Origin of the sequence: Pseudomonas sp. NFIX49, assembly GCF_900115915.1 — a bacterium.
In the GTDB taxonomy this organism is placed as follows: Bacteria; Pseudomonadota; Gammaproteobacteria; order Pseudomonadales; family Pseudomonadaceae; genus Aquipseudomonas; species Aquipseudomonas pharyngis.
On record NZ_FOYE01000010.1, the window covers coordinates 190,733 to 216,399 of the forward strand.

23 protein-coding genes are annotated in these 25,667 nt (G+C 61.0%); 7 read left to right on the forward strand and 16 right to left on the reverse strand.

What is annotated here, in order from left to right; translation table 11 throughout:
• Positions 1 to 48: 48 nt before the first annotated feature.
• The 13 genes from BMZ46_RS26435 to BMZ46_RS26495 all read right to left on the reverse strand — a co-directional run bounded on the left by BMZ46_RS26435 (position 49) and on the right by BMZ46_RS26495 (position 12,766).
• Complete coding sequence (locus BMZ46_RS26435; protein WP_074691579.1) at positions 49 to 996, reverse strand: S66 peptidase family protein; 948 nt, start codon at positions 994 to 996, stop codon at positions 49 to 51.
• Between the two features lie 174 nt (positions 997 to 1,170).
• Entirely contained in the window at positions 1,171 to 2,169 is a 999-nt protein-coding gene (gene lipA / locus BMZ46_RS26440; RefSeq protein ID WP_162130488.1) for a lipoyl synthase, read from the reverse strand.
• 25 nt (positions 2,170 to 2,194) lie between these two features.
• A complete protein-coding gene (lipB, locus tag BMZ46_RS26445; RefSeq protein WP_039771855.1) occupies positions 2,195 to 2,842 on the reverse strand; it encodes a lipoyl(octanoyl) transferase LipB in 648 nt (215 codons plus the stop codon).
• Entirely contained in the window at positions 2,842 to 3,117 is a 276-nt protein-coding gene (locus BMZ46_RS26450; protein ID WP_011336094.1) for a DUF493 domain-containing protein, read from the reverse strand. Before BMZ46_RS26450 ends, lipB begins: the two co-directional genes overlap by 1 nt.
• An 84-nt stretch (positions 3,118 to 3,201) precedes the next feature.
• Positions 3,202 to 4,359 carry a D-alanyl-D-alanine carboxypeptidase family protein gene (locus BMZ46_RS26455; protein WP_074691581.1) on the reverse strand — a complete coding sequence of 386 codons (1,158 nt, stop codon included), beginning with the start codon at positions 4,357 to 4,359 and terminating at the stop codon, positions 3,202 to 3,204.
• A 325-nt stretch (positions 4,360 to 4,684) separates the two neighbouring features.
• Positions 4,685 to 5,692 carry a septal ring lytic transglycosylase RlpA family protein gene (locus BMZ46_RS26460; protein ID WP_011336096.1) on the reverse strand — a complete coding sequence of 336 codons (1,008 nt, stop codon included), beginning with the start codon at positions 5,690 to 5,692 and terminating at the stop codon, positions 4,685 to 4,687.
• Entirely contained in the window at positions 5,692 to 6,702 is a 1,011-nt protein-coding gene (mltB, locus tag BMZ46_RS26465) for a lytic murein transglycosylase B (RefSeq protein ID WP_007958658.1), read from the reverse strand. Before mltB ends, BMZ46_RS26460 begins: the two co-directional genes overlap by 1 nt.
• Before the next feature lie 17 nt (positions 6,703 to 6,719).
• Complete coding sequence (gene rodA, locus BMZ46_RS26470; RefSeq protein WP_050761190.1) at positions 6,720 to 7,823, reverse strand: rod shape-determining protein RodA; 1,104 nt, start codon at positions 7,821 to 7,823, stop codon at positions 6,720 to 6,722.
• A gap of 31 nt (positions 7,824 to 7,854) precedes the next feature.
• The gene (gene mrdA / locus BMZ46_RS26475; protein ID WP_074691583.1) at positions 7,855 to 9,750 is read right to left on the reverse strand and encodes a penicillin-binding protein 2; all 1,896 of its coding nucleotides are present in this window, start codon (positions 9,748 to 9,750) and stop codon (positions 7,855 to 7,857) included.
• A 9-nt stretch (positions 9,751 to 9,759) separates the two neighbouring features.
• Entirely contained in the window at positions 9,760 to 10,227 is a 468-nt protein-coding gene (gene rlmH / locus BMZ46_RS26480) for a 23S rRNA (pseudouridine(1915)-N(3))-methyltransferase RlmH (protein WP_009051038.1), read from the reverse strand.
• Between the two features lie 9 nt (positions 10,228 to 10,236).
• Positions 10,237 to 10,731, reverse strand: coding sequence for a ribosome silencing factor (gene rsfS / locus BMZ46_RS26485; protein ID WP_064382180.1), 495 nt, complete (start codon positions 10,729 to 10,731; stop codon positions 10,237 to 10,239).
• A 72-nt stretch (positions 10,732 to 10,803) separates the two neighbouring features.
• Entirely contained in the window at positions 10,804 to 11,526 is a 723-nt protein-coding gene (nadD, locus tag BMZ46_RS26490; RefSeq protein WP_039771865.1) for a nicotinate-nucleotide adenylyltransferase, read from the reverse strand.
• Positions 11,495 to 12,766, reverse strand: a complete 1,272-nt coding sequence (locus BMZ46_RS26495; RefSeq protein WP_074691585.1) for a glutamate-5-semialdehyde dehydrogenase — start codon at positions 12,764 to 12,766, stop codon at positions 11,495 to 11,497. The genes nadD and BMZ46_RS26495 overlap by 32 nt, the downstream gene beginning before the upstream one ends.
• A 177-nt stretch (positions 12,767 to 12,943) precedes the next feature.
• On the opposite strand from BMZ46_RS26495, the gene BMZ46_RS26500 reads away from it, so the two are divergent.
• From BMZ46_RS26500 to BMZ46_RS29435, 4 genes are all read left to right on the forward strand, one after another.
• Positions 12,944 to 13,639: a DNA-3-methyladenine glycosylase gene (locus tag BMZ46_RS26500; protein ID WP_074691587.1), complete on the forward strand. Its 696-nt coding sequence runs from the start codon at positions 12,944 to 12,946 to the stop codon at positions 13,637 to 13,639.
• A 54-nt stretch (positions 13,640 to 13,693) separates the two neighbouring features.
• Positions 13,694 to 15,010, forward strand: coding sequence for a bifunctional DedA family/phosphatase PAP2 family protein (locus tag BMZ46_RS26505; protein WP_074691589.1), 1,317 nt, complete (start codon positions 13,694 to 13,696; stop codon positions 15,008 to 15,010).
• Positions 15,011 to 15,258: 248 nt separating this feature from the next.
• Positions 15,259 to 18,732 (forward strand): calcium-binding protein, encoded by a 3,474-nt coding sequence (locus tag BMZ46_RS26510; protein WP_134333478.1) that lies wholly within the window; start codon positions 15,259 to 15,261, stop codon positions 18,730 to 18,732.
• A 291-nt stretch (positions 18,733 to 19,023) separates the two neighbouring features.
• Entirely contained in the window at positions 19,024 to 20,787 is a 1,764-nt protein-coding gene (locus BMZ46_RS29435) for a hypothetical protein (RefSeq protein WP_175493526.1), read from the forward strand.
• 19 nt (positions 20,788 to 20,806) lie between these two features.
• On the opposite strand, the gene BMZ46_RS26520 is transcribed toward BMZ46_RS29435, so the two are convergent.
• Genes BMZ46_RS26520 through BMZ46_RS26530 form a run of 3 tightly spaced genes read right to left on the reverse strand, consistent with a single transcriptional unit; the run spans position 20,807 to position 22,486 of the window.
• Positions 20,807 to 21,397, reverse strand: a complete 591-nt coding sequence (locus BMZ46_RS26520) for an LON peptidase substrate-binding domain-containing protein (RefSeq protein ID WP_074691591.1) — start codon at positions 21,395 to 21,397, stop codon at positions 20,807 to 20,809.
• Positions 21,398 to 21,407: 10 nt separating this feature from the next.
• Positions 21,408 to 22,124, reverse strand: coding sequence for an LrgB family protein (locus tag BMZ46_RS26525; RefSeq protein WP_007958637.1), 717 nt, complete (start codon positions 22,122 to 22,124; stop codon positions 21,408 to 21,410).
• Positions 22,124 to 22,486: a CidA/LrgA family protein gene (locus BMZ46_RS26530; protein WP_039771873.1), complete on the reverse strand. Its 363-nt coding sequence runs from the start codon at positions 22,484 to 22,486 to the stop codon at positions 22,124 to 22,126. The genes BMZ46_RS26525 and BMZ46_RS26530 overlap by 1 nt, the downstream gene beginning before the upstream one ends.
• Positions 22,487 to 22,679: 193 nt before the next feature.
• Between BMZ46_RS26530 and BMZ46_RS26535 the strand changes: the two genes are divergently transcribed.
• From BMZ46_RS26535 to BMZ46_RS26545, 3 genes are all read left to right on the forward strand, one after another.
• The gene (locus tag BMZ46_RS26535; RefSeq protein ID WP_007909575.1) at positions 22,680 to 23,135 is read left to right on the forward strand and encodes a MaoC family dehydratase; all 456 of its coding nucleotides are present in this window, start codon (positions 22,680 to 22,682) and stop codon (positions 23,133 to 23,135) included.
• 110 nt (positions 23,136 to 23,245) lie between these two features.
• A complete protein-coding gene (locus tag BMZ46_RS26540; protein ID WP_074691593.1) occupies positions 23,246 to 24,973 on the forward strand; it encodes a C13 family peptidase in 1,728 nt (575 codons plus the stop codon).
• A gap of 27 nt (positions 24,974 to 25,000) precedes the next feature.
• On the forward strand, positions 25,001 to 25,642 hold the full coding sequence (locus BMZ46_RS26545) for an oxidoreductase (RefSeq protein ID WP_007958634.1): 642 nt from the start codon (positions 25,001 to 25,003) through the stop codon (positions 25,640 to 25,642).
• The last annotated feature ends 25 nt before the right edge of the window (positions 25,643 to 25,667 follow it).

The following is a 25,667-nucleotide window of genomic DNA, read 5'->3' on the forward strand; positions in this document are numbered from 1 at the left end:
CAAAAAGACCGCCGCCTCTTCAGGCGGCGGTCTTTTTTTGCGGCTCGATCAGCGAATCACCACATCCTGTTCCAGCATCAACTCCTTCTTCCCTGCGTCCAGTCGAACCAGCGCCCCCAACGGCAGCGTCAGGTTCGGATTACAGTGCCCGCTACGCCATCCTGACAGCACCGGAATCCGCAGCGGTTCGAAGGTCTGCTTGAGCAGGCGATTCAGCGCATCGACATCCACCCCCGCAATATCCCCGACCAACACGCCGCGCAATCTGGCCAACTTGCCCGCCAGACGCATCTGGGTCAGCAAGCGGTCGATCCGGTACAGCGGCTCGTTGATGTCCTCGATGAGCAGAATCACCCCTTCGACATCGATTTCGTAAGGCGTGCCAAGAGTCGAGGCGATCATTGCCAGATTACCGCCCTGCAAACGCCCGTGGGCAATGCCGGGCTCCACGGTGGTCAACGGATAAGCCGCTGGATGACTCAGTACACTGCCGGCCTTCAACTGACCGCGCAGCATGGCGAAGAACGAGGTCACCGTCGGCGGTTCCTTGTCCCCCAGCAGATCGGCATTCAACAACGGCCCATGAAAGGTCACGAACCCGGCGTAGCGACTGATGGCCAGGTGCAGTGCGGTGATGTCGCTGTAACCGACGAAGGGCTTGGCATGACGGCTCAGCAGGTCGTAATCGATCCGATCCAGCAACCTTGGCGTGCCGTAACCACCGCGCAGGCAAATGATCGCATCGACCTCTTCGTCAGCGAACGCCGCGTGCAGATCGTTGAGCCGCACCTCGTCGCTGCCGGCCAGATAACCGTCCTTTTCATAGACGCCCGGGAACACCCGTAAGCCGTAACCCCGGGCGCGCATCCACTGAACGGCCTTTTCGGTATCCAGCGTGCCGGGGCCGGCGGGCGCAATGACGCCGATCAGCCCTTCCGACGGCAGTGCGGGCACAGACTTGTGCGGAAAAAGGGTGTGGGTCGGTCGAACGGTCATCCATGGATCTCCCTGTGTGAAGTCATGCTCACACAGTAGTCAGGAACGGCGACAAACAGAAGAGGCTCGGCTGCGCCGCAGATTGCAGGAAAAGTCAGTAACGCGTGTAGGCCGGGCAAAAAAATGCCCGCCGGGCGATAAACCCCGGCGGGCATTCTTTCATTCAGCGCTTAATCAGGAACCGAGCAGCTCGGCCTTGACCAGTTTCGCTTGCTCGTCAGCGTGGTACGAAGAACGCACCAACGGGCCGGACGCGACGTTCTTGAAGCCCATCTTGTAACCTTCCTCGGCGAACCAGGCGAAGGTGTCCGGGTGCACGAAACGCTGCACCGGCAAGTGGCTGCGGGACGGTTGCAGATACTGGCCCAGGGTCAGCATGTCGATGTCGTGTTCGCGCATGCGCTTCATGACTTCGATGACTTCGTCGTCGGTCTCGCCCAAGCCGAGCATCAGGCCGGATTTGGTCGGGATGTGCGGCATCATCTGCTTGAAGCGTTGCAGCAGGGTCAGCGACCACTGGTAGTCCGAACCCGGACGCGCAGCCTTGTACAGGCGCGGTACGGTTTCCAGGTTGTGGTTGAACACATCCGGCGGCTCGGCGGCGGTGATTTCCAGGGCGATGTCCATGCGGCCACGGTAGTCCGGAACCAGGGTCTCAAGCTGTACGTTCGGTGACAGTTTGCGGATTTCGCGGATGCAGTCGGCAAAGTGCTGGGCACCGCCGTCACGCAGGTCGTCGCGGTCAACCGAGGTGATCACCACGTACTTGAGTTTCAGGTCGGCGATGGCGATGGCCAGGCTTTCCGGCTCGTTGACGTCCAGTGGCTTCGGACGGCCGTGGCCAACGTCACAGAACGGGCAGCGACGGGTGCAGATGTCACCCATGATCATGAAGGTCGCGGTGCCGCCGGAGAAGCACTCGCCCAGGTTCGGGCAGGATGCTTCTTCGCAGACGCTGTGCAGCTTGTGTTTGCGCAGCAGGCTCTTGATGCGGTCGACTTCCGGCGAAACCGGGATGCGCACGCGGATCCAGTCGGGTTTCTTCGGCAGTTCGGTGGTCGGAATGATCTTCACCGGGATGCGTGCAACCTTCTCGGCGCCGCGCAGCTTGACGCCGGCTTCAACCTTGGGACGCGGGGCCGGGCGCTCGGTCACGTCGAGCGTCGGGATCATGGTTTGCACTGCATCAGTAGTCATATCAGTCGATTCCGCCCGTCAGGGTCGTCTGCTCAGCATAGTCGAGGTGTTTGACGAGCTGCGCGCGCAGCCGGGCACTTACCTCGGCAAATTCAATCGATCCTGCGTGCTCGCTCAGCTGGGTCATCGCCAGCCCGGCATAGCCGCAGGGATTAATCCGTCGAAACGGTTCCAGGTTCATGTCCACGTTCAGGGCCAGGCCATGAAAGGAACAACCGTGGCGAATCCGCAAACCCAGAGAAGCGATCTTCGCTCCGTCGACGTAGACGCCGGGAGCATCCGGCTTGGCCACGGCGGTCACGCCGTAGCTGGCCAGCAGTTCGATCAGGCAGCGCTCCATGCGGCTGACCAGATCGCGCACGCCGAAACCGAGTCGGCGCACATCCAGCAGCAGATAGGCTACCAGTTGGCCTGGTCCATGGTAGGTCACCTGACCGCCGCGGTCGACCTGCACCACCGGAATGTCTCCCGGCAGCAACAGGTGCTCGGCCTTGCCGGCCTGACCCTGGGTGAACACCGGCGGGTGTTCCACCAGCCAGATTTCGTCCGGGGCCGTGGTGCCACGCTCGTTGGTAAAACGCTGCATGGCCTGCCAGACCGGCTCGTAAGCCATCTGGCCAAGCTCGCGAAAGCCCAGCGTGCCGGGCATCACAGCACCATGTGCACGAAACCGGTAGCCCGCAGTTCGCTGTTGATGTTGTACAGCTGATCCTGATCGGTCGCGACGATGTGCAACTGGATGGTGGTGTACTTGCCGTTGCTGCTTTGACGCTCGTCGACACGCTCATCGTTGATCCTGGCGTGTTTCTTGACGATGTCGATGATCTTGTCTTTGTTGCCGACGCCCGTATCGCTGATCACCTTAACCGGATAATCAACCTGGGGAAATTCGATCTTTGGCGCCTTTACTTCGGTATCGGTCATGGCGTAACGGCCTCGTAAGCGTAAGCCCGGTAACGAACAAGGCCCCGCTCCGGATCGGAACGGGGCCATGCAGGTCAACTCAAATCAGTTGAACAAGCCGTAGAAGAATAGACGGATGCTATCCCACATGCGGCGGAAGATACCACCCTCCTCGACAGCGTCCAGGGCGATCAGGTCGGCGCTGTGCACCACCTTGTCGTCCAGTTTCACTTCGACTTTACCGATCACGTCGCCCTTGGCGATTGGCGCGGTCAGTTGCGGGTTCATGGTCATGCTGGCAGCGAGCTTCTTCAGCTGGCCTTTCGGCAGGGTCATGGTCAGGTCCTGAGCCAGACCGGCCTTGACCTGGTTGGTAGTGCCTTTCCACACCGGGGCCTGAGCCAGTTCGGTGCCCTTCTGGTAGAAGGTCTGGGTTTCGAAGAAGCGGAAACCGTAGGTCAGCAGCTTCTGGGTCTCGGCGGCACGAGCCACTTCACTGTTGGTGCCGAACACCACGGCGATCAGGCGCATGCCGTCACGTACGGCCGAGGACACCATGCAGTAGCCGGCTTCGTCGGTGTGACCGGTTTTCAGACCGTCGACGGTCTTGTCGCGCCACAGCAGCAGGTTGCGGTTAGGCTGTTTGATGCCGTTCCAGAAGAATTCTTTCTGCGAGTAGATCGCGTAGTGAGCCGGGTCTTCGTGGATGATCGCGCGCGCCAGGATCGCCATGTCGTGAGCCGACGAGTAGTGCTCGGGGTTCGGCAGACCGGTCGGGTTCATGAAGTGGGTATTGGTCATGCCCAGATCGGCGACGGTCTTGTTCATCAGGTCGGCGAAGGCGTCTTCGCTGCCGGCGATGTGTTCAGCCACCGCGACGCTGGCGTCGTTGCCGGACTGGATGATGATGCCGTGCAGCAGGTCGCTGACAGTGACCTGCGAGCCGACCTTGATGAACATCCGCGAACCGCCGGTGCGCCAGGCGTTTTCGCTGACGGTCACCGGGTCGTTTTCACCGATCTGGCCGCGACGGATTTCCAGCGTGGCGATGTACGCGGTCATCAGTTTGGTCAGGCTGGCCGGCGGCAGACGCTGGTCACCGTTGTTCTCCACCAGCACGTTGCCGCTGTTGGCATCCATGAGCACGTAGGATTTGGCGGCCAGTTGTGGTGGCGACGGCATCATCTCGGCCGCGAAGGCGGCTGGCGAGAGGAGCAGCGGGACTAGCAGACACAGGCGTTTGGCAAAGGTGGTGATGTTCATCCGTCTCTCGAAATCGCTAATGGAAACTGTCCTAGCGGACAAAATTTAATCAGATGTCTTTCAGGCTTTGCCCGAAACCTGCCTGCGCGACGATCATGCTGCGTTAAAAACAGATTCGGAATGCTCATGTAGGTCCCCTACACTCCGCTTCCTCACCTGTTTTTGCCTTGCCTGATCGCCGCTCGGCGAGCTTTCGAGCAAACCCTACGAGCATCGCGTGTTCAGTTGCTCACTCCAGTCACCCTTGCCGGGCTTTTGTTCTTCGACGAGCCAACAACCTGGTTCACCCCCCAATCGCTGGTGAACCGTCAATCAAGTCCTACGTTTACTCGGTGACCACACTTGGCGAACCGAGGTTGGCCAGGCGCACGCTGTTCTGTACCTGGGCAATTTCACCCGGCGAACCGATCGGTCCCAGGCGAACCCGGTGCAGGGTCTGCTGATTGCGCACGATCGAGCTGATGAACACCGGAGCGCTCACCATCCCGCTGAGCTTCGACCTCAGGAGTTCTGCAGCGTCCGGGTTGGCGAACGCGCCCACCTGCAGATACTGGCCAGACGCTGGTGCAGAAGCGTTTTTTTTTGCATCGAGCTGGACTGGCACGACGGCCGCGGCGTGCTGCTGCGGCGGCGGAGTCCATTGCTCGACGGTGCCGGCCGAGGCCGTGATCACCGGGGCGCTATTCTGCGCGACTTGCGGCTCGTTGAGCATCAAAGGCGCCGGACGGCCCTTGGCGGCCCACCATTGCTGCGGGTCGATGCCTTCGACCTTGACCCGCGCGGTGCCGATTTCGGCATAACCGAGTTTCTTGGCGGCGGCGTAGGACAGGTCAATGATCCGGTCCGAGTAGAACGGCCCGCGGTCATTGACCCGCAGGATCACGCTCTTGTTGTTGTCCAGGTTGGTCACCCGAACGTAACTCGGCAGCGGTAATGTCTTGTGGGCGGCACTCATGCCGTACAGGTCGTAGACCTCGCCGTTGGCGGTGTTCTGACCGTGGAACTTGGTGCCGTACCAGGACGCAGTGCCGGAGGCCACGTAAGTCTTGGATTCCTGCAACGGGAAGTAGGTCTTGCCCAGCACGGTGTACGGGTTGGCCTTGTACGGGCCGGTGTGCAGGGTCGGCGTGGCGTCCGGGATACGCGACACATCGACATCCCACCACGGCGCGCCATCCTTGTGGGCCCGGTTGATGTCCAGGCCCGGCTGCGAACGTACGGCGGTGGTCGGCTTCTGGCTCGGCGAACGGCTGGTCGAGCAACTGGCGACCAGCACCGCCAACGCAGCGAAAGCCACCAGCTTCAGGGGTTTATTGATAGGCAATGCCCGCATTACTTGACGCCCCGTGCTTGTACCAGCTGTTCAGACAGTTGATGTACGGCCATGGCGTACATCACGCTGCGGTTATAACGCGTGATTGCGTAGAAATTCTTCAAGCCCATCCAGTATTCCGGGCCGTTGTCGCCTTCCAGGCGGAATGCGGTGACCGGCATGTCATCGCGCAGCGCATCATGACTCGACCAGCCCAGCGCTCGCAACTCCCCGACGGTTTTCGTCGGTTCGATGCCAGTGGTCAGGCCTTCATCCACCTGCTCGCCACGGACATCCGCGCGGCTGACTACCGGTTCACCGGCGACCCAGCCGTGACGCTTGAAATAGCTGGCGACGCTGCCGATCGCATCATCCGGGTTGTTCCAGATATTGATGTGGCCGTCGCCGTCGAAATCCACCGCGTAGGCGCGAAAGCTGCTCGGCATGAACTGCGGCAAACCCATCGCCCCGGCATAGGAACCCTTGAGGGTCAGCGGGTCGACCTGCTCTTCCCGGGCCAGCAGCAGGAACTCACGCAGCTCCTTGCGGAAAAATTCGGCACGGGGAGGATAGTCGAAACCCAGCGTGGACAAAGCATCGATCACCCGGTAATTGCCGGTATTACGTCCGAAAAAGGTCTCAACGCCGATGATCGACACGATCACTTGGGCTGGAACACCGTATTCCTGCTCGGCGCGGGCCAGGGTGGCCTCGTGCTGGCGCCAGAAGTCCACACCGCGGGCGATGCGCGCGTCGGTGATGAACATCGGCCGGTATTCTTTCCACTGCTTGACCCGTTCGGCGGGTTTGGAAATGGCGTCGAGAATCGCCTGCTTGCGCTGGGCTTCGCGGAACACGGCCATCAGCTGTTCGCCGGCAAAACCGTAGTCGCGGGTCATTTCACCGACGAATTCGGCCACCTGGGGCGAGCCTTCGTAATCGCCGGCCAACGCTTCCTGCGCGCTGCCAAGGATGCCTACCAGGCCGAGCCACGGTGCGTATCGTGTCGCCCAGTCACGCATTACTTGCATTGAACTCTTCACCTTATTCAAACCTGTGCGATCCACTTGCGATGGGTATGGATCGACATCAAAACCCCAAACGCTGACAGCAGCGTCACCAGCGAAGTTCCGCCGTAGCTAATGAACGGCAACGGCACCCCCACCACCGGCAACAGGCCACTGACCATACCGATGTTGACGAAAACGTAAACAAAAAACGTCATGGTCAGAGCGCCGGCCAGCAATTTGCCGAACAGCGTCTGCGCCTGGGCGGTAATCACCAGGCCGCGACCGATCAGCAACAGATAGATCAGCAACAGCGCGCAAATGCCCACCAGGCCGAATTCTTCGCCGAGTACCGCGATGATGAAGTCGGTGTGGCTTTCCGGCAGGAAGTCCAGGTGCGACTGGGTGCCCAGCAGCCAGCCCTTGCCGAACACGCCGCCGGAACCGATGGCGGCTTTCGACTGAATGATGTTCCAGCCGGTACCCAGCGGATCGCTTTCCGGGTCGAGGAACGTCAGGATCCGCTGCTTCTGGTAGTCGTGCATGATGAAGAACCACATCGCAACCGACACCGGAATCGCCGCCGCCAGTACGCTGAGAATCCAGCGCCAGCGCAGCCCGCCCATGAACAAGACGAAGGCGCCACCGGCCAGAATCAGCAGCGAAGTGCCCAGATCCGGCTGACGCACGATCAGGGCGAACGGCACGCCGATCAGCAGCAGACTGATGCCGACGTGCTTGAGCTGCGGCGGCAGCGTGCGCTTGGACAGGTACCAGGCGATGGTCGCCGGCATCAGGATCTTCATGAATTCCGAGGGCTGGAAGCGGATCACCCCGGGGATGTTGATCCAGCGGGTCGCGCCCATGGCGTTGTGGCCCATGATGTCCACCACCATCAGCAGTACCACCCCGATCACGTAGCCGAGCGGCACCCAGCGCGCCATGAACCTTGGCTCGAACTGGGCGATGACGATCATCGACACCAGGCCGATACCGAACGACGTGGCCTGTTTGGCCAACAGGTCCCAGCTCTTGCCGCTGGCCGAATACAGTACGAACAGGCTGCCGGCGGCCAGGATCAACAACAGCACCAGCAACGGGCCGTCGATATGCAAACGTTGCAGCAGCGTCGCCCGGCGACGCATCACATCCTCGCTGGAGAGCATGCGATCGAAATTATTCATCACGGGCCGTAGCCTCCGCACTGATAGGGCTGGCGTATTCGGCCTTCAACCGTCCGTCCTGATCCAGCAGCCAGGCATCCATGACCTGGCGCACCACCGGTGCCGCGACGCCGGAACCGGACTCACCGTTCTCGACCATCACTGACACCACGATTTTCGGGTCATCCGCCGGCGCGAAACCCACGAACAGGGCATGGTCACGGTGGCGCTCCTGAACCTTGGAGCGGTCGTACTTCTCGCCTTGCTTGATCGCCACGACCTGTGCCGTACCCGACTTGCCGGCGATCCGGTATTGCGCGCCGATCGAGGCCTTGCGCGCGGTGCCACGGGCACCGTGCATCACCTGCTGCATGCCGTGGTTGACCTTGTTCCAGTCCGACGGATCGCGAAGGATGATGTCCGGCATCGGATTTTCATCCTTGGGCTTCTCGCCTTCGATGGTCCTGGCGAGGTGCGGGCGGTTCCACACACCCTTGTTGGCCACCAGCGCCGTGGCCTGGGCCAGTTGCAGCGGGGTCGATTGCATGTAGCCCTGGCCGATCCCGAGAATCAGGGTTTCGCCGGGGAACCACGCCTGACGCCGGGTCGCGCGTTTCCACTCGCGGGACGGCATCAGGCCGGGGGACTCTTCGAACATGTCCAGCGAGACCTTCTGGCCGATGCCGAACTTGTTCATATAGGCCGACAACCGATCGATGCCCAGCTTGTGCGCCAGATCATAGAAGTAGGTGTCGTTGGACCGCATGATCGCCGTATCGAGGTCGACGAAGCCGTCCCCGGTGCGGTTCCAGTTGCGGTACTTGTGATCGTAGTTGGGCAGCATGTAGTAACCGGGGTCGAACACCCGGCTCGACGCCGTCACCACGCCCGCATCGAGACCGGCAATCGCCACCGCCGGCTTGATCGTCGAGCCCGGCGGGTACAGACCGCGCAATACACGGTTGAACAGCGGCCGGTCGATCGAATCGCGCAGCTCGGCGTAAGCCTTGAAGCTGATGCCGGTGACGAACAGGTTCGGGTCGAAGCTCGGCTGGCTGACCATCGCCAGCACTTCGCCGGTTTTCGGATCGAGCGCCACCACCGCACCACGCCGACCGCCCAGCGCAGCCTCGGCAGCTTCCTGCAATTTGATGTCGAGGCTCAGGACAATGTCCTTGCCCGGCACCGGATCGGTCCGTTTGAGCACGCGCAGGACGCGGCCACGGGCGTTGGTCTCGACCTCTTCGTAACCCACCTGGCCGTGCAGCTCGGCTTCGTAAAAGCGCTCGATGCCGGTCTTGCCGATGTGGTGGGTGCCGCTGTAGTTGACCGGATCGAGGGTCTTCAGCTCTTTCTCGTTGATCCGCCCCATGTAACCCACCGAGTGCGCGAAATGCGCGCCCTGCGGGTAGTGACGCACCAACTGCGCGACCACCTCGACGCCCGGCAGACGGAACTGGTTCACCGCGATCCGGGCGATCTGCTCTTCGGTCAGTTCGAACAGGATCGGCACCGGCTCGAACGGCCGGCGGCCCTGGCGCATGCGTTTCTCGAAGATCACCCGGTCTTCAGGCGTCAGCTGCAAGACCTCGACGATCACGTCGAGCACCTGCTGCCAGTCGCCGGAGCGCTCGCGGGTCATGCTCAGGCTGAAGCTCGGACGGTTGTCCGCCACCACCACGCCGTTGCGGTCGAAAATCAGGCCACGGGTCGGCGGGATCGGCTGAACGTGAACCCGGTTGTTTTCCGACAGGGTCGAGTGATATTCGTACTGAATCACCTGCAGGTAATACAGGCGCGCAATCAGCACGCAGATCAGCGCCACCACCGCAATTGCGCCGAACACGACGCGACCACGCACCAGACGGGCGTCTTTTTCGTGGTCCTTGATGCGGATCGGCTGAGACATGAGGGCGGATTACTTGTGGTAAGGGTGGCCGGACAGCACGGTCCAGGCACGATACAACTGCTCGCCGATGAGGATGCGCACCAGCGGGTGCGGCAGCGTCAGCGGCGACAACGACCAGCGCTGATCCGCGCGGGCACAGACTTCCGGTGCCAACCCTTCCGGGCCACCGACCATGAAATTGACCGTGCGCGAGTCCAGGCGCCAGCGATCGAGTTCGACCGCCAGTTGCTCGGTGCTCCACGGCTTGCCATGAACCTCGAGGGTGACGATCCGCTCGTTCTGCCCGACCTTGGCCAGCATGGCTTCGCCTTCCTGACGGATGAAGCGGGCCACGTCGGCGTTCTTGCCACGGGTATTGAGCGGAATTTCCACCAGTTCCAGCGCCAGCTCGGATGGAAGACGCTTGGCATACTCATGCCAGCCTTCTTCCACCCACTTGGGCATGCGTGAACCGACGGCGATCAGTCGCAGTCGCACAGCAATCCCTTACAGCTGGTCTTTGTTGAGCTTGGTGAAATGCTCGTGGGTGTTTTCCGGGCTGTGGTGCTTGGCGTCCGCCGCACGGCTCTGCTCGGCACCGGCCCACAGGCGTTCCAGGTCGTAGAACTGACGTGCCGAGGCAGTCATCATGTGCACGATCACCAGGTCCAGGTCCAGCAGCACCCAGTCGCTGTCGCCCTTGCCTTCTTCGCCCAGCGGCCTGGCGCCCTGCTTTTTCACTTCTTCGCGAACCTTGTCCAGCATCGCGTTGATCTGGCGGTTGGAGGTACCGGTGGCGATGATCATGTAGTCGGTGATGCTCTGCTTGTCGCGCACATCAATGATCTGGATGTCCTGGGCCTTGACGTCTTCCAGGGCTGCAACGGCCACCTTGACCAGCTCGTCGCCCTTCAGCGGTTCGTTGGTGTTGACCGGTTCTGGCAGCGGGGCGCTCTTGAATGTGCCTTTGCGCTTTACTTTGGTTTGGTCTTTGTCAGTCATATAAAACTCGTTTTGCTCATATTTTCGGCGGCTTGGCGACACGTGGATTCGTATCAGTGAAGCACGCCTTGTTCAGTTCGACGCACGGTACAGACCGTGCGCATCGATGTAGGCCAGGACCGCGTCGGGCACCAGGAAACGTACCGACTTACCGCTGGCCAGCAGTTGACGGATCTGGGTGGCGGAAACCGCGAGCGGTGTCTGCCAGACGAATGCAATCTGTCCGCTCGGCCCCTTCAGGGCCAGCGGGTCGCTCACCGAACGCGCTGCCAGCAGGTTGCGCAAGGCATCCGGCGGTTCGCTGTCGGCGTCCGGGCGCTGTAGCACCAGGATGTGGCAATGCTGGAGCAACTCTTCCCAGCGGTGCCAAGTGGGCAGGCCGCAAAACGCGTCCCAGCCCAGAAGCAGAAAAACCTGGGTCTCGGCGGCCATTTCGGCACGCAGCGACTCCAGGGTATCGATGGTCCAGGACGGTTTGTCCCGCTGCAATTCGCGGGCGTCCACCACCAGCGGCGGCACACCGGCCACCGCACATTCAACCATTGCCAGCCGGTCCTGCGCCGACACCTGCGGCGTATCGCGGTGCGGTGGCCGCGCGCTGGGCATCATGCGCAGCTCATCGAGCCCCAGCGCTTCGGCGACTTCCAGCGCGCCACGCAAATGGCCGACGTGCACCGGGTCGAACGTCCCGCCCAGGACGCCAATGCGCCGGGGACGGGACCTCTTGCCGGGTTTCGGCGCTTTCAGGTCGAGGTCGGACAAGTCAGACCGTCGCCTGGCCGCGCAACTGGCCATCACCGACCACGATGTACTTCTCGCAGGTCAGTCCTTCCAGGCCCACCGGGCCACGGGCGTGCAGCTTATCAGTAGAAATGCCGATCTCGGCACCCAATCCGTATTCGAATCCGTCGGCGAAGCAGGTCGGGGTGTTGATCATCACCGACGCCGAGTCGACCTGAGCCACGAACTGGCGGGTGTCGGCGAGGTTTTCGCTGACGATCGAGTCGGTGTGGTGGGAGCCGAAATGGTTGATGTGTTCGATGGCCTGATCCAGGCCATCCACCACGCGGATCGACAGGATCGGCGCCAGGTACTCGGTGCTCCAGTCTTCTTCGGTCGCCGCTACGGCTTCGATGATCGCCCGGGTGCGTTCGCAACCACGCAGTTCGACGCCTTTTTCGCGGAACTGGGCAGCCATCGACGGCAGGAAATCCTTCGCAACACGTTGATCGACCAGCAAGGTCTCCATCGCACCGCAGATGCCATAGCGATAGGTCTTGGCATTGAAGGCGATGCGCTGGGCTTTCGCCAGGTCGGCATGTTCGCTGACATAGACGTGGCAGATGCCGTCCAGATGCTTGATGACCGGCACCCGGGCGTCACGGCTGATGCGCTCGATCAGGCCACGGCCACCGCGCGGTACGATCACGTCGACGTATTCGGGCATGGTGATCAGCGCGCCAACGGCGGCGCGGTCGGTGGTTTCCACCACTTGCACCACGGCAGCCGGCAGTTCGGCTTCGGCCAGGCCACGCTGGATGCAGGCGGCAATCGCGCGGTTGGAATGAATCGCTTCGGAACCACCGCGCAGGATGGTCGCGTTGCCGGACTTCAGGCACAGGCTCGCGGCATCAATGGTCACGTTGGGACGGGATTCGTAGATGATCCCGATCACGCCCAGCGGGACACGCATCTTGCCGACCTGAATGCCCGACGGACGGAAGCTCATGTCACGGATCGCACCGACCGGATCCGGCAGTGCTGCGACCTGACGCAGACCGACGATCATGCCGTCGATGCGTGCCGGGGTCAGCTCCAGACGTTCCAGCAATGCCGGTTCCAGACCGTTGGCGCGACCGGCGGCCAGATCCTGTTCATTGGCTGCCGCAAGCTCGGCGCGGGCGGCATCCAGGGCATTGGCGGCAGCCAGCAGGGCGCGGTTTTTCTGCGCGGTGCTGGCACGGCCGATGACGCGGGAAGCTTCGCGGGCGGCGCGACCCAATCGGGTCATGTAGTCAAGAACGGACTCAGTCATGGTCTGCTGGGGTCTTGGCAAAGAGGAAAGCGGCAGATTATAGCTGTCGCGTCCCGGGACTAACAGCGGTGACGGGCGGATGGTCGAAATGGACGGCGATTTGCCGACGTTCAGCCGGGATTAAGCCTTGAATTGTTATCATCACGACCTCCTCCGCCTGGATAAACACTGTTTGCCATGTCCAACCTGACCGTTCGCGCCACCTCCGCGCGCCAGCCTGTCGGCCTTGCGGACGCCTTTTTTGACCGTGACGCCCAGACGCTGGCCAAGGATCTGCTCGGCAAAGTCATTCGCCATCGGGTCGGTGACTTGTGGCTCAGTGCCCGAATCATCGAAACCGAGGCCTATTACCGCGAGGAAAAAGGCAGCCACGCGTCCCTCGGCTACACAGAAAAGCGTAAGGCTTTGTTTCTGGACGGCGGCCACATCTATATGTACTACGCCCGTGGCGGCGATTCGCTGAACTTCAGCGCGCAGGGTCCGGGCAATGCAGTGCTGATCAAATCGGCCTATCCGTGGGTCGACGAGATCAGCGGCCCGGCCAGCCTGGCGCAGATGCTGCTGAACAACCCCGATGCTCAGGGCCGCCCGCGCCCGTCACAGAAACTCTGTGCCGGGCAGACGCTGCTGTGCAAGGCGCTGGGACTGAAAGTGCCGGTGTGGGATGCCAAGCGCTTCGACCACGAAATTCTGCTGGTGGAAGACACCGGCCCTGCGCCGACCCACATAATTCAGACCACCCGCCTGGGCATTCCCCATGGCCGCGACGAACACCTGATGTATCGCTTCGTCGATGCCGCCTATGCCCAGTGGTGCACGCGGAACCCGCTGCGCCGGGGCCAGGTCGAAGGTCGCGATTATTTTCTGCTGTGAACGCACACCCTGCGGCTCGCCGATCAGGGACATCAATGAAATGGAGTGGTTTGTATGGGCCCATGGCTCGATAGCGTGACCGGGTGGCTGGCCGCCAATCCGCAGTGGCTGGCCGCTGCAGTGTTTGTCGTGGCCTGCGTGGAATGCCTGGCGATTGCCGGGTTGATCGTGCCCGGCACGGTATTGCTGTTTGCCGTGGCGGTGCTGGCCGGCAGCGGCGCCCTGTCGTTGAGCGAAACCCTGTTGCTGGGTTTCCTCGGCGGGATTCTCGGTGATGTGATTTCGTATTTCCTCGGCCGCCACTTCCACCAGAACATCCGGCGCTTGCCGGGATTGCGCCATCACCCGGAGTGGATGGCCGGCGCGGAAACCTACTTCCAACGCTACGGCATCGCCAGCCTGCTGGTCGGCCGCTTCATCGGCCCGTTGCGACCGATGCTGCCGATGGTCGCGGGTATGTGCGACATGCCCTTCCCGCGCTTCGCCGCCGTGAGTCTGCTGGCGGCGGCCGGCTGGAGCCTCGCCTATCTGCTGCCGGGCTGGGCCACCGGGGCGGCGATTCGCCTGCCCTTGCCGGAAGGCTTCTGGCTGCAGGCCGGGATTGTCGCCGGCAGTATTGCGGTGATGGTCGGTCTGAGCGCCAACAGCAGCCTGCGCCGTCATCGTCGGGCGACGATCTGGATCAGCAGCATGAGCCTGTTGATCCTGATCGGTCTGTTCATCGGTTTTCCGTACCTGACCGCCCTCGATCAGGGCGTCATGACCCTGGTGCAGGAGCACCGCAGGCCGGCGCTGGATGAAGTGGCAGTGGTTTTCACCCTGATCGGTGAGTTCCGCAACATGCTGTTGTTCAGCGCCCTGCTGACAGCGCTACTGTTGCTGTGTCGTCAGTGGCGACACGCGATCTTCGTCGGCGGCACCCTGCTCGTCACGGCATTGGCCAACACCGGGACCAAACTGTTTTTCGCCCGGGTACGCCCGGAAGTGCTGACTGACCCACTCACCAGTTACAGCATGCCCAGCGGCCATGCATCCGGATCGTTCGCGCTGTTCCTGACCCTGGCCGTACTCGCCGGACGCGGGCAACCGCCACGGCTGCGACTGACCTGGCTGCTGGTCGGCTGCATTCCTGCACTGGCAATTGCCCTGTCACGGGTATATCTGGGCGCGCACTGGCCAACGGATGTCCTGGCCGGCGCCATGCTCGCCGCCTGTGTCTGCGCAGCGGGCCTGTGGCTCAGTCAACGTCATGCACCTCTTGGTGCAATGCCGCAGAAAGTCTGGTGGCTGGTATTGCCAGCTCTGGTCGCTCTATTTGGCTTCTTCGTATTGCGACACCTGCCACACACCCTGCTTCGATACGCCTATTGAGCCGCATCCGCCGCTTGCGGATTCCCCTTCGGGGCGAATCCGCAAGCGGCGATCAGTCCTGTTTCTGAACTGAAACGCTGCTGTTTCGACAAATACGTCACCGCCAAGCTTGCTCCAAGTAAAAAAGACAACATTCGTCATCGCGATAAACCGACAACCATAAATATAATTGGCAAAACATTAAGCCTGGCCAAAAATTTATTGCATGACAGATTGAATACTCATTACCTCATGGAAGAGTATTGATCTTGTCTATCCCGTTCGAAAAAACTTCGGAAACTTATCCTACAGCCGCAATTGTTATTTCCGACCTAAGTAATTCATCAACTAACAATGAGACCGACACTCCCTCTCCGATCGATCGCACACCCAGCCTGCATGAAACAGACAGCCTGTTCGGCCCCCTGCGTATCGGTGAGATGACCGTTACCCGCGAGGAACTGAGAGCCTTGGGCGGACGGCTTAACGGGCAGGTCATCACAGCCGCCAACTCCTATTTCCCCGAGCCCGATCAAACATTCATCGACGCACTGGAGTTCGATCCGGCCGAAGTTGAGCAGCGCATCAAATCAGTCAATACGCAAGAAGGCCAGAAAGTTGCGCCACTGCTGTATGAGATTGTCACGCAACGCTCACCCGATGCCCCAGCGCTGATGCGCGAGATGGCCGCCGGCGATTCCGCGCCAGCGATGAACAAGATCAACAGTCTGCTGAAAGCTACACAACGTCTGGACATTCGCAGAGACCCGCTGCCGGATCATTTGCCCAGCTGGGTAGACAAGGCCAAGAGTCGCAGCATGACCAGCATGGGGGTGGGGTTGCAGGCCTACGGACTGTACAGCGCGTATACCGGCGCCATCGACGCTCTCAAGAAAGGCCAAATGGGGGAAGTGCTGATCAATGTCGGCGGCGGCATTGCGGAGATAACCTCGCTGGGATTCGAGTACGCCTTGAGCAGGACAGGCGAGCACATGATCCGGCAGGGATCGATGGCCATCGAACACTTCGGCAAGACCGGCATGGGCAAATGGCTGTGCCGGGGGGCAGGCCTGATCGCCAGTGCGCTGACACTGCCCTTTGACATCTACACCGCGATCAAATCCTTCAACGATGCCGCCAAGGCCCAGGGAAAAGAGGCGCAGGATCTCTACGTGACCGGGGGATTGAGTGTATTCAGCGCCGCGCTCTCCCTCGCGTTGGGTTGCGCGGCACTGGCAGGTTTCCAGGCAGCCGGCCCGGTGGGTATCGCAGCGGCGGCCATCATGATTGTCGGTGCCAGAATCTACGGCGCCGTCCGGGCTGTCGACGACATCGACGATTACATCGAACTGTCCGTGAACGAACGCTGGCGTGCCGGCTGGTTCGCCTTCACCGGGCAGGACCAGGACAAGGCGCTGATGGAGCGATATCTGATCTCGAAAACCACCAGCGACTATGCCAAGGCCTTGAAAACCCAAAGCCTGCGCTGGCTGGACAATGAACTCAAGGACAGTGTCGACGCGATCGTCAATGGCCGATTCGATGTCAGGCTTCAGCCCACTCGTCTCTCACGGTATCAATGGGATGAGGCCAAGGGCGAATTACCCTATGTCACTGAAAACCTGCCAGTCATCGTCGAAACCGATGACCATTACGATGCACGAGCCGGTCTGCCTGACTCGGATGCCATCGTGACCAGCCTGAAGACTGACACTGCCAAAGGGGTGTTCTGGAATCTGGGTGGAGGCAATGACACGGTACAAGGCGTGCGCGACAAACCGAACTTTTTCAGTTACGGCGCCGGCGACAAATCCCTCACCGGCGGCGACAAGGACGATTCGTTTCTCTTTCAGTCCGCCGGCGATGCACTCTCTCGCGCAGAGGTCCGCGCGAATCATCTGCAAGGGGGAGACGGTACCGACCTGCTTTGGCTTCAAGGCACTCACAGGCATCTGGATCACATCCCGAATCCACCGCTTTACCTCGGTTACGACATCGACATGAAAACCGGAAGGCTCGGGTTGCGTTCAGCAAACCCCGCAATCGAACCGGTATTGCATTCCACGTTCAGTTCCATCGAGAAAGTCGAAACCCTGGCCGGTGCCCGCAACCGGGTCAACGGATCGGATCAGGCCGACGTCATTACCGCCAACGGGCAGGATCAGGTCAATGCCGGTGCAGGGGATGACCACATTTCAGTTCGAGGCCACTTCGTCAGCGTTGACGGCGGTAGCGGTAACGATATCTACCAACTCGACCCTCTGAGTCGCCAGATCCTCGTCACTGAGGATGGTCTGGAGCCGAGCAGGGTCTATCTGGGTGTCACCCTCGAGGCCGTTCAAAGCTGGACCATTCGGACTCATGCCCTGGTCGTCGAATCATTGCGCGACGACCATCCCCGATCTCCGCTGCGCGCCCTCGTGCTCGAAGCGGTTTACCGGACCGTCGATGGCAAGCGCGTATTGAACAACGACAAATGGATATTCATCACGCAGGACGGTTACCACCTGCAACCTCAATGGCCCGCCGAGATTGCGGATCAGAGCGACCGCCCCCTGCGTGTCAACGTCCTCACTGCCGGCCTGGCCAAGCCCTCCCCGGTGCAGCTCAACAGCCCGGTCAACATACCGCCGACCAAAGCGCACTCGTTCTACTTCGTCTCCAGACGCAACTACCACACCGTCCTGAAGGCAGCACCGCAGAGCAATGGCGGGCGCAGTACGCTTTATATCGACTTCGACAGCAAGGACATTGCCGATGTCGAGGCCGTCTATACCGTTACAGTCCGACAGACAAACGCATTTACCGTGCTCGACTACGACGATGTCCACTTCAGGATTGCTTTCGGTGCGGGTGCAGGGCTGCTCTCGGTGCACGGTGCCGTCATCGAAGATACGGGAAAAAAAAGTGACAGCGGCGCGGGGATCCTGACCGCGGGCTGGAAGATGAATCACGCCTTCACCCTGGTCATGCGTGACGGTGTTTCCTATGCCCTCGACTATCCGGCCAATGTCTGCCTGGACGACGCCAGGAACCCGGGCTATCGATCGGTGGCAAGCCGTGCCTCACTGCGAGAGCGTGCCGGTACCTACCTGTTCGTCAAACCCTCTGTCGAAAAGCGAACCCTGAGGAATACCCCGCAACGCATCGATTTCAAAGCCATCGATCACAACACGAGCTACTGGCTGGAAGGACGATCCTCGACCTATGCGCTCTACCCGTCCAGCAACCTGTCCATTCGCCTGTCCACCGCCGAAGCGGACGCGAACCTGCGGGGCTCATCGACCTGGCACATTCATGCGCACCAGATGAAGGAAAAAATCAACGACAGCCATCTTTCCATCAAGGATGACCTGCTGAAGATCGGCAGCCTTCATGTTCATCTGCCCGACACCAACGACGTTTCGCTGCCCCTGGAAACCATCGACGTGATCGTTACATCGGGAGATCGGTACCGGGTCAATGCACTGTTCGAGGTGATTGGTCTGCATAGCGTCAACGCCTCGTCCTGCGGATCGACCCAGGCAATCGTCGTCCTGGTGAACGACCATAAACGCCGACAGATGCTGGAAAGCGATAACGTTCTCATCGAAAACATTCATCTGTCCGACGCACCTCATGCAGATATTTTCTACAACGCGGCAACAGGCAAGTGGACAGCCAACGGCGCCCCCACGCGTCTGGTCGATCCCGAACACCTGATCATCGAAAACAGGGTTGCCGCCATAACGGCCGCGAACTGAGTCGCGGCCCGCTAACCACATCAATCGTCAAGGAATGACACGATGCGCCCCAAAACACCCCCGCCATCAAACTCTTCGAGAGTGAGTTCGCAAACGCCAACGGACACGTTCGTCAATCGACCGCGTCCGGAGGTGGAAATACCGGTACGGCATCGACCACACCCGGATATTCCCACCCCACCTGTCGTCACACCCGGGCAGGGTTCCGGCAGTCACTCGGCCGCCAGCGGCACCCCGCCCAGGGTCGAGATATCCGACCTGCCGGATGCCCGGCCCGTAACAAGCGGCGGGTTGACCGGTTACCTGTTGAACCAGGCGCTGTTGCGCAACATGCAGCCAGCGGACGCCGATGGTTTTCGCTTTGTCGTCGGACGCCGTTTCGTCGATATACAGGACCTCGGCACCGTGCATGTGGAGTTCGACGCAGTCCACGCCGCCTATCGGGTAACCGATCTGTACAGGAAACTGGCACCCGGCCCGCTGATCCGCAGAGATCCGGGCGAAACAACATGGCACCTTGCCGATCAACCGCCGAAAGCACCATTGGCCAAACGTCCTGCCTCTGATCAGGGCGACACACAAATCAAGCATACGACCACTTCACAACCGCAACATTTCCGGCCTTTGTCACGTATGCACCTGGCCCCCATGCCTCACTGGGTACAGGTTGATACCCAAGGTTATTACCGACGGCAGGAATTTTTTTCCAGCTTACCGAACGCCGATTATTTTTACGGATTCAAGGGTCCTGACAACTATTGGGTTCAGGTTGACGAACCGCCGGCCGGTTTCAATGGTTCGCCCACCCACCTGACAGCCTGGAAGGACCATCAGATATGGGAGGCATACGGCATTCACGGCCAGGACATCACGCGTTTGCGGGAAGAAGGCCAGACCGGTGGCAGTCGGCCGCACTGGGTCAAACCGATGGTGACCGGCAATGCCAGACAGGATCTGATCATGGATGGTTTGCGCTGGTTGCATCCTCAGAAGACGCTTGATGAAGTGACTGAACATCTGCGCAGCTACAATCTTTCGCCCGTGCAGCATGTGCAGCTGCGCAAGGATCTGCTCGACAACCCGCAGCAAATGCCGCAGTGGGCGGAGCAGCACCGATTGCGCTCGCTCGACGAAAACGACCCGGGGCGCTTCGATCAACTGCGTCGGGAAATCGAGCCGCTGATCATCCCGACAAGAAACGGCAAGCTCTGGCGCGGCGATCTGCTGGACTTCGACCAAAGCCTGAGCCGGCCGTTTCTCGACGGGTTTCTAGCCAGTCTGGGTTACCTGCGCAACAACAGCGGTTGCCTGTATCGCCTTGATATTCCCGGTTTGTTCCGGGCAGATGAGCGAACGCCGTTCGAGTTTTATAACGACGGCAGAATGCTGCCGCGCTGGAAACATCCGCAGGGAGCGACCACCCAAAAGCCGATCAGCGCAACGGTCAGTCTGAAGTTGCTCCACGAGTATGGCGGCAATGGCAGAAATCCGCCGGATCCGGAATACCTGCTCTACAACAACCAGAAGAACAAATACCCCGGCAAAAAAACCGGTAAGCCTGACCCTGATTCCGGCGAATCCGATAACGAGTGGTCTGATGCCTCTGACGTGGAACTCGATTCCGAGCGCAACTACGAAACGACTCGACATAACCAGAGTTTCATCTTCGCCTACATCATCGACACGCGAAAAATGGAAGTCGTGCTCAGGGAAGAAAACCAGCTACTCAATCTATCCGCTGAGAAGAATGGCGCGTGGTTTCCTCAGGATGAGTTTGAAGCGCTTATCTCCGCCTCGAAAAAGGGCATCGAGTCCAGCCGACTCTGGCTGCTCGACTCAACCCATACACGGGCGGCGAAAGTCGACGATGTGGCTGAGGCAGGAATAGACCCCTGGTTCACCTCTTCGAGTATTGAAGAGCGTACCCATCGCGGCGCCTACAACCAGCATGAATATGACGCGCTGATCGACAAGGTCGCCAAGGCCGGCAAGCCGATACTGACACTGGACCCGGGCAAGGAGTGGTTCGCCGGCGACATCGTCTGGCCCGAGTAACGGAACCGCTCAGCCGGCCTTACGCAAACAGTTCCCCCTGCAACTCATCGAGCAACGCCTGGATCGCATCCAGTCGCTGCTGCGGATCGTCGAGTTGCAGCAGGTCGATCTTGTCCTCTTCGGCAAAGGGCAACAGGTAGGCCAACTGGTTGGCCAGCGATTGCTGGCCAACCGCTTCAGTGCCCATGTTCAGCGCTTCGACCATCGGGTGCTCGGCCAGGGCCTTGAGCAGCGCCACCAGATCGGCGTCTTCATCCTGCAGCGGTTGTTCGGGTTCTTCGTCCAGCCACTCGACCTCGGCCATGATCAATTGATCGCGCTGCACGTCGGTGCTCTGCACGATGAAGCGCCGCCCGCCCTGCACACGAATCCCCAGCAGTCCGTTGTCCTGCTGCTGGAAATCGGTGATCCGCGCTTCGCAGCCGACCATGGCGAAACCTTCCGGCGCCACGCCGACCTCAGTGCCTTCAAGGATGCACACCACACCGAATCCGCCGCCCTGTTTCATGCAACGGCCGATCATGTCCAGGTAGCGCGCCTCGAAGATCTGCAAATCCAGATTGCAGCCGGGAAACAGCACCGTGTTCAGCGGAAAAAGCGGCAGACTCATAGACATTTCCTTACACCACCATCGACACCGCCAACGGCAGGAACACCGCCGTGGCCACGCCCATCAGACTCATCGCCAGCGCCGCGAAGGCGCCGCATTCATCGCTCTCCTGCAACGCCACCGACGTGCCGACCGCATGCGCCGTCATGCCAAGCGCCATGCCGCGCGCCTCGGGGCTGTGCACGCCAAGGCGGGTCAGCAGCGCCGGGCCGAAGATCGCACCGATCACCCCGGTGATCAACACGAACACCGCCGCCAGTGCCGCGACACCGCCGATCTGCTCGGCCACCAGCATGGCAATCGGCGAGGTCACCGACTTGGGCGCCATGGTCATCAGAATCATGTGATCGGCGCCGAACCACCAGCCCAGCGCCACGCCCATGCCCGTGGCGACCACGCCGCCTATCACCAGCGTAGTAAAAATCGGCCAGAACAATTGGCGGATGCGCCGCAGATTCAAATACAGCGGCACGGCCAGCGCCACGGTTGCCGGCCCCAGCAGAATGCTGAGGATTTCCGTACTTTTGCGGTACTCGGCGTAGGTCAGGCCGCAGCCGACCAGCACGCCGATCACCAGCAACATCGAGACGAGTACCGGTTGCAGAAAGATCCAGCGGGTTTTCTCGAATGCCGCCAGCACCAGTTGATAGGCACCGAGGGTGATGCCGATGCCAAACAGGGGATGGTGAATCACCGAAGCCCAGGCACCTTGCCAGTCGAACAGCATCAGGATTCCTCCGAATGCGGCGCGTGACGCTTGACCAGCCGTTGCATCAGCACGCCGGCGAAGGCCATCGACAGAATCAGCGACACCACCAACGCCCCGACGATGGCCCAGAAATCGGCGGCAATCGCCGTGGCGTAGACCATCACACCCACCGCCGGCGGCACCAGCAACAACGGCAAATAACGCAACAGGCTGCCGGCGGCGAGATTCAGCGGCTCGCCGACTTCACCGCGCACGATCAGGAATGCCAGCAACAGCAAAAGGCCGATGATCGGCCCCGGCAGCACCGGCAACAGCAAATGATTGAGGGCCGTGCCGAGCAATTGAAACAGCACCAGCATGGTCAGGCCACGTAGCAACATCCGACATCTCCATCTTACTTTTCACCCCGCAGGTCGCCCGCATTATAAGCACGCCTGCGCTATGAACCGGCATTCGCCAAAAGCATGGTCGGTTGACCTGAGCAAATCGCCATGATGATCTACAGTGGTTCGCAGGGCGGTCAAATCCCCCACCTGAAAAACTATAAAACCGATGAACCCAAGGAGAGTCTCAATGCCCTATGTTCCAGTTGCAGAGCTCAAAGATTATGTCGGCAAGGAACTCGGACGTTCCGAATGGCTCACCATCGATCAGGAGCGCATCAACCTGTTCGCCGAAGCCACCGGGGATTATCAGTTCATCCACGTCGATCCGGTCAAAGCCGCGCAAACGCCATTTGGCAGCACCATCGCACACGGTTTCCTGTCGTTGTCGCTGATCCCCAAACTGATGGAAGACATCCTGATCCTGCCGCAAGGCGTGAAGATGGTGGTCAACTACGGCCTGGACAGCGTGCGTTTCATCCAGCCGGTCAAGGTCAATTCCAAGGTCCGGCTCAAGGTCGACCTCGGTGAAGTGACCGAGAAAAAACCTGGCCAGTGGCTGCTCAAGGCCACCGCCACCCTGGAGATCGAAGGCTCGGACAAACCGGCCTACATCGCCGAACCGCTGTCGCTCTGCTTCGTTTAAGCGCCTGGATGCGAAGCGGCTCACGCTGTTTCGCATCCGCTCCTCCCTGCCGGCTGTATAAGGTCACATAGCTGCGGCATACTCGGTCGCCTAATTGCCCGGATCCCGCTATGCGCTCATTCGCCCCTCTTGCTCCCCTTGCCTTGACCCTTTTGCTGGCCGCGTGTGGCGACGGCGAATCGCTGTTGCCGCCGGATGCGCGCCTGCCCGACGGCGGCCGCTATCGTGGTGAACTGGTCGATGGCTTGCTGCAAGGCCAGGGCCGGGTCGACTACCCCAACGGCAGCTGGTACGCCGGGGCGTTCGACAAGGGGCAATGGCATGGCCAGGGCGAATGGCACGGCAGCAATGGCGAGGTCTATCGCGGCAACTTCCAGCAAGGGCTGTTCGACGGCCAGGGCACGCTGACCACCACGGCCGGCAGCTACACCGGCGGCTTCAAGCTGGGCCGACGTGACGGCGAAGGCACCCTTAAAGAAAACGCGATGACCTATCGCGGCGAATTCAAGGCCGACCAGTATTCCGGGCTCGGTCGCCTCGAGCTGGATGACGGCAGTTCCTATCAGGGCCAGTTCGCCCACGGCAAACCCAACGGCGAAGGCCAGCGCGGCGATGCCAGCGGCAATCAGTTCACCGGCCACTTCGTCAACGGCCAGCTCGAAGGCAACGGCACGTTCAACAGTGCCGACGGCGACATCTACGTCGGCGGTTTCAAGAACAATCAACTGCACGGCAAGGGCCGCTATGAAAACGCCGACGGCGATGTCTGGCTCGGGCAGTTCAAGGAAGGCGCGCTGACCGGCAAGGGCGAACTGATTGGCGCCGACGGCAGCCACTACATCGGTTACTTCAATGATTGGCGCTTCAGCGGTCAGGGTCGCCTGAACCTGTCCGATGGCAGTTTCTACGTCGGCGGGTTCGACAGCGACAGCTATTCCGGGCGCGGCACCCTGGTGCTCACCGATGGCAGCGTGCTCAGCGGCACCTGGATCAACGGCCAGCGAGTGCGCGATGCCGACGGCAAATTGCTGCCGGACACCCTCGAACTCGGCCTGCTGGCCCAGGGTCGCCTGCTCGATGAAGCACTGGCCAATGTGCCGGCCTCGACCCCGGCAGTGGAGCTGTACACCCTGACCCTCGGCGGCGACGGCAAACAGAGCGTGTTCCTGCGCGAATCCGATTACGTCGCGAACATGCTCACCAGCCGTTTCGGTGCCTTTGGCCAGATTCGCCTGGTCAACCACCGCGACCACCTCGGCGACCGGCCGATGGCCACCCGCGAAAATCTGCGGCGCGCCGCTCAAACCCTGGCCGAACGCAGCGGCCCGGAAGATCTGGTCTTCATTTACCTGACCAGCCACGGCACCGCCGAGCACGAACTGGTACTCGACCAGCCGCGCATGGAACTGGCCGACCTGCCCGCCGACGAACTCGCCGCCGTGCTGGCGCCGCTGAAGAACCGCGACAAGATCATTGTCATCTCCTCGTGCTATTCCGGTGGCTTCATTCCGGCGTTGAAGGATGAACGCACGCTGATCATGACCGCCTCGCGCGCCGATCGCGTTTCGTTCGGTTGCTCCGAGGAGGCCAACTTCACCTACTTCGGCGACGCCCTGTTTGCCCAGGCGCTGAACCAGACCGACGACCTGGAACAAGCCTTCAAACTGGCCAAGGCCACCGTCGCCGAACGGGAACTGGCGGACAGCTTCGAAGCCTCTGAACCGCAGATCTGGGCGCCGAAAACCGTACTGGCGCACTGGCAACTGCTGCGTAAACAGCAAGCGAGAAAAGCATTGCAAAGTGCTGCATTGAACGACGGAGCGACAAACAGCAACTAAGCTGAACAGTATCAAGGGAGAGACACTATGTACTTGACGCCTCAGCATGTCTTGCTTGCCGGAGCCACCGGTCTGACCGGTGAACATCTGCTCGACCGCCTGCTCAACGAGCCAACTATCAGCCGTGTCCTTGCCCCCTCACGCCGGCCGCTGGCCGAACATCCGCATCTGGAAAACCCGGTCGGCGACCCACAGACCTTCCTGCCGCAGTTGGCGGGTCGCGTCGACATCGCCTATTGCTGCCTCGGCACCACCATCAAGCAGGCCGGCTCCGAAGAAGCGTTCCGCGCCGTGGATCTGGACATGGTCGTAGCTTTCGCCAAGCGCGCACGGGAAATGGGCGCACGGCACCTGATCGTGATCAGTGCCCTGGGGGCCGACCGCCGGTCCTCGGTGTTCTACAACCGTGTCAAAGGCGAGATGGAGTACGCATTGCGTGCGCAGGACTGGCCGCAGCTGACCATTTGCCGGCCATCGCTGTTGCTCGGCGAACGCAGCGAGCCGCGCCTGGGCGAGCAGCTTGCCGCACCGTTCTCGAAACTGATTCCCGGCAAATACCGCGGCATCGAAGCCTGCCAACTGGCCCGGGCCATGTGGCGGCTGGCGCTGGAGGAGCAGGATGGTGTGCGGATCGTCGAATCGGACGAGTTGAGAAAACTCGGCAAGTAAAAACAAAAGATCGCAGCCATTGGCT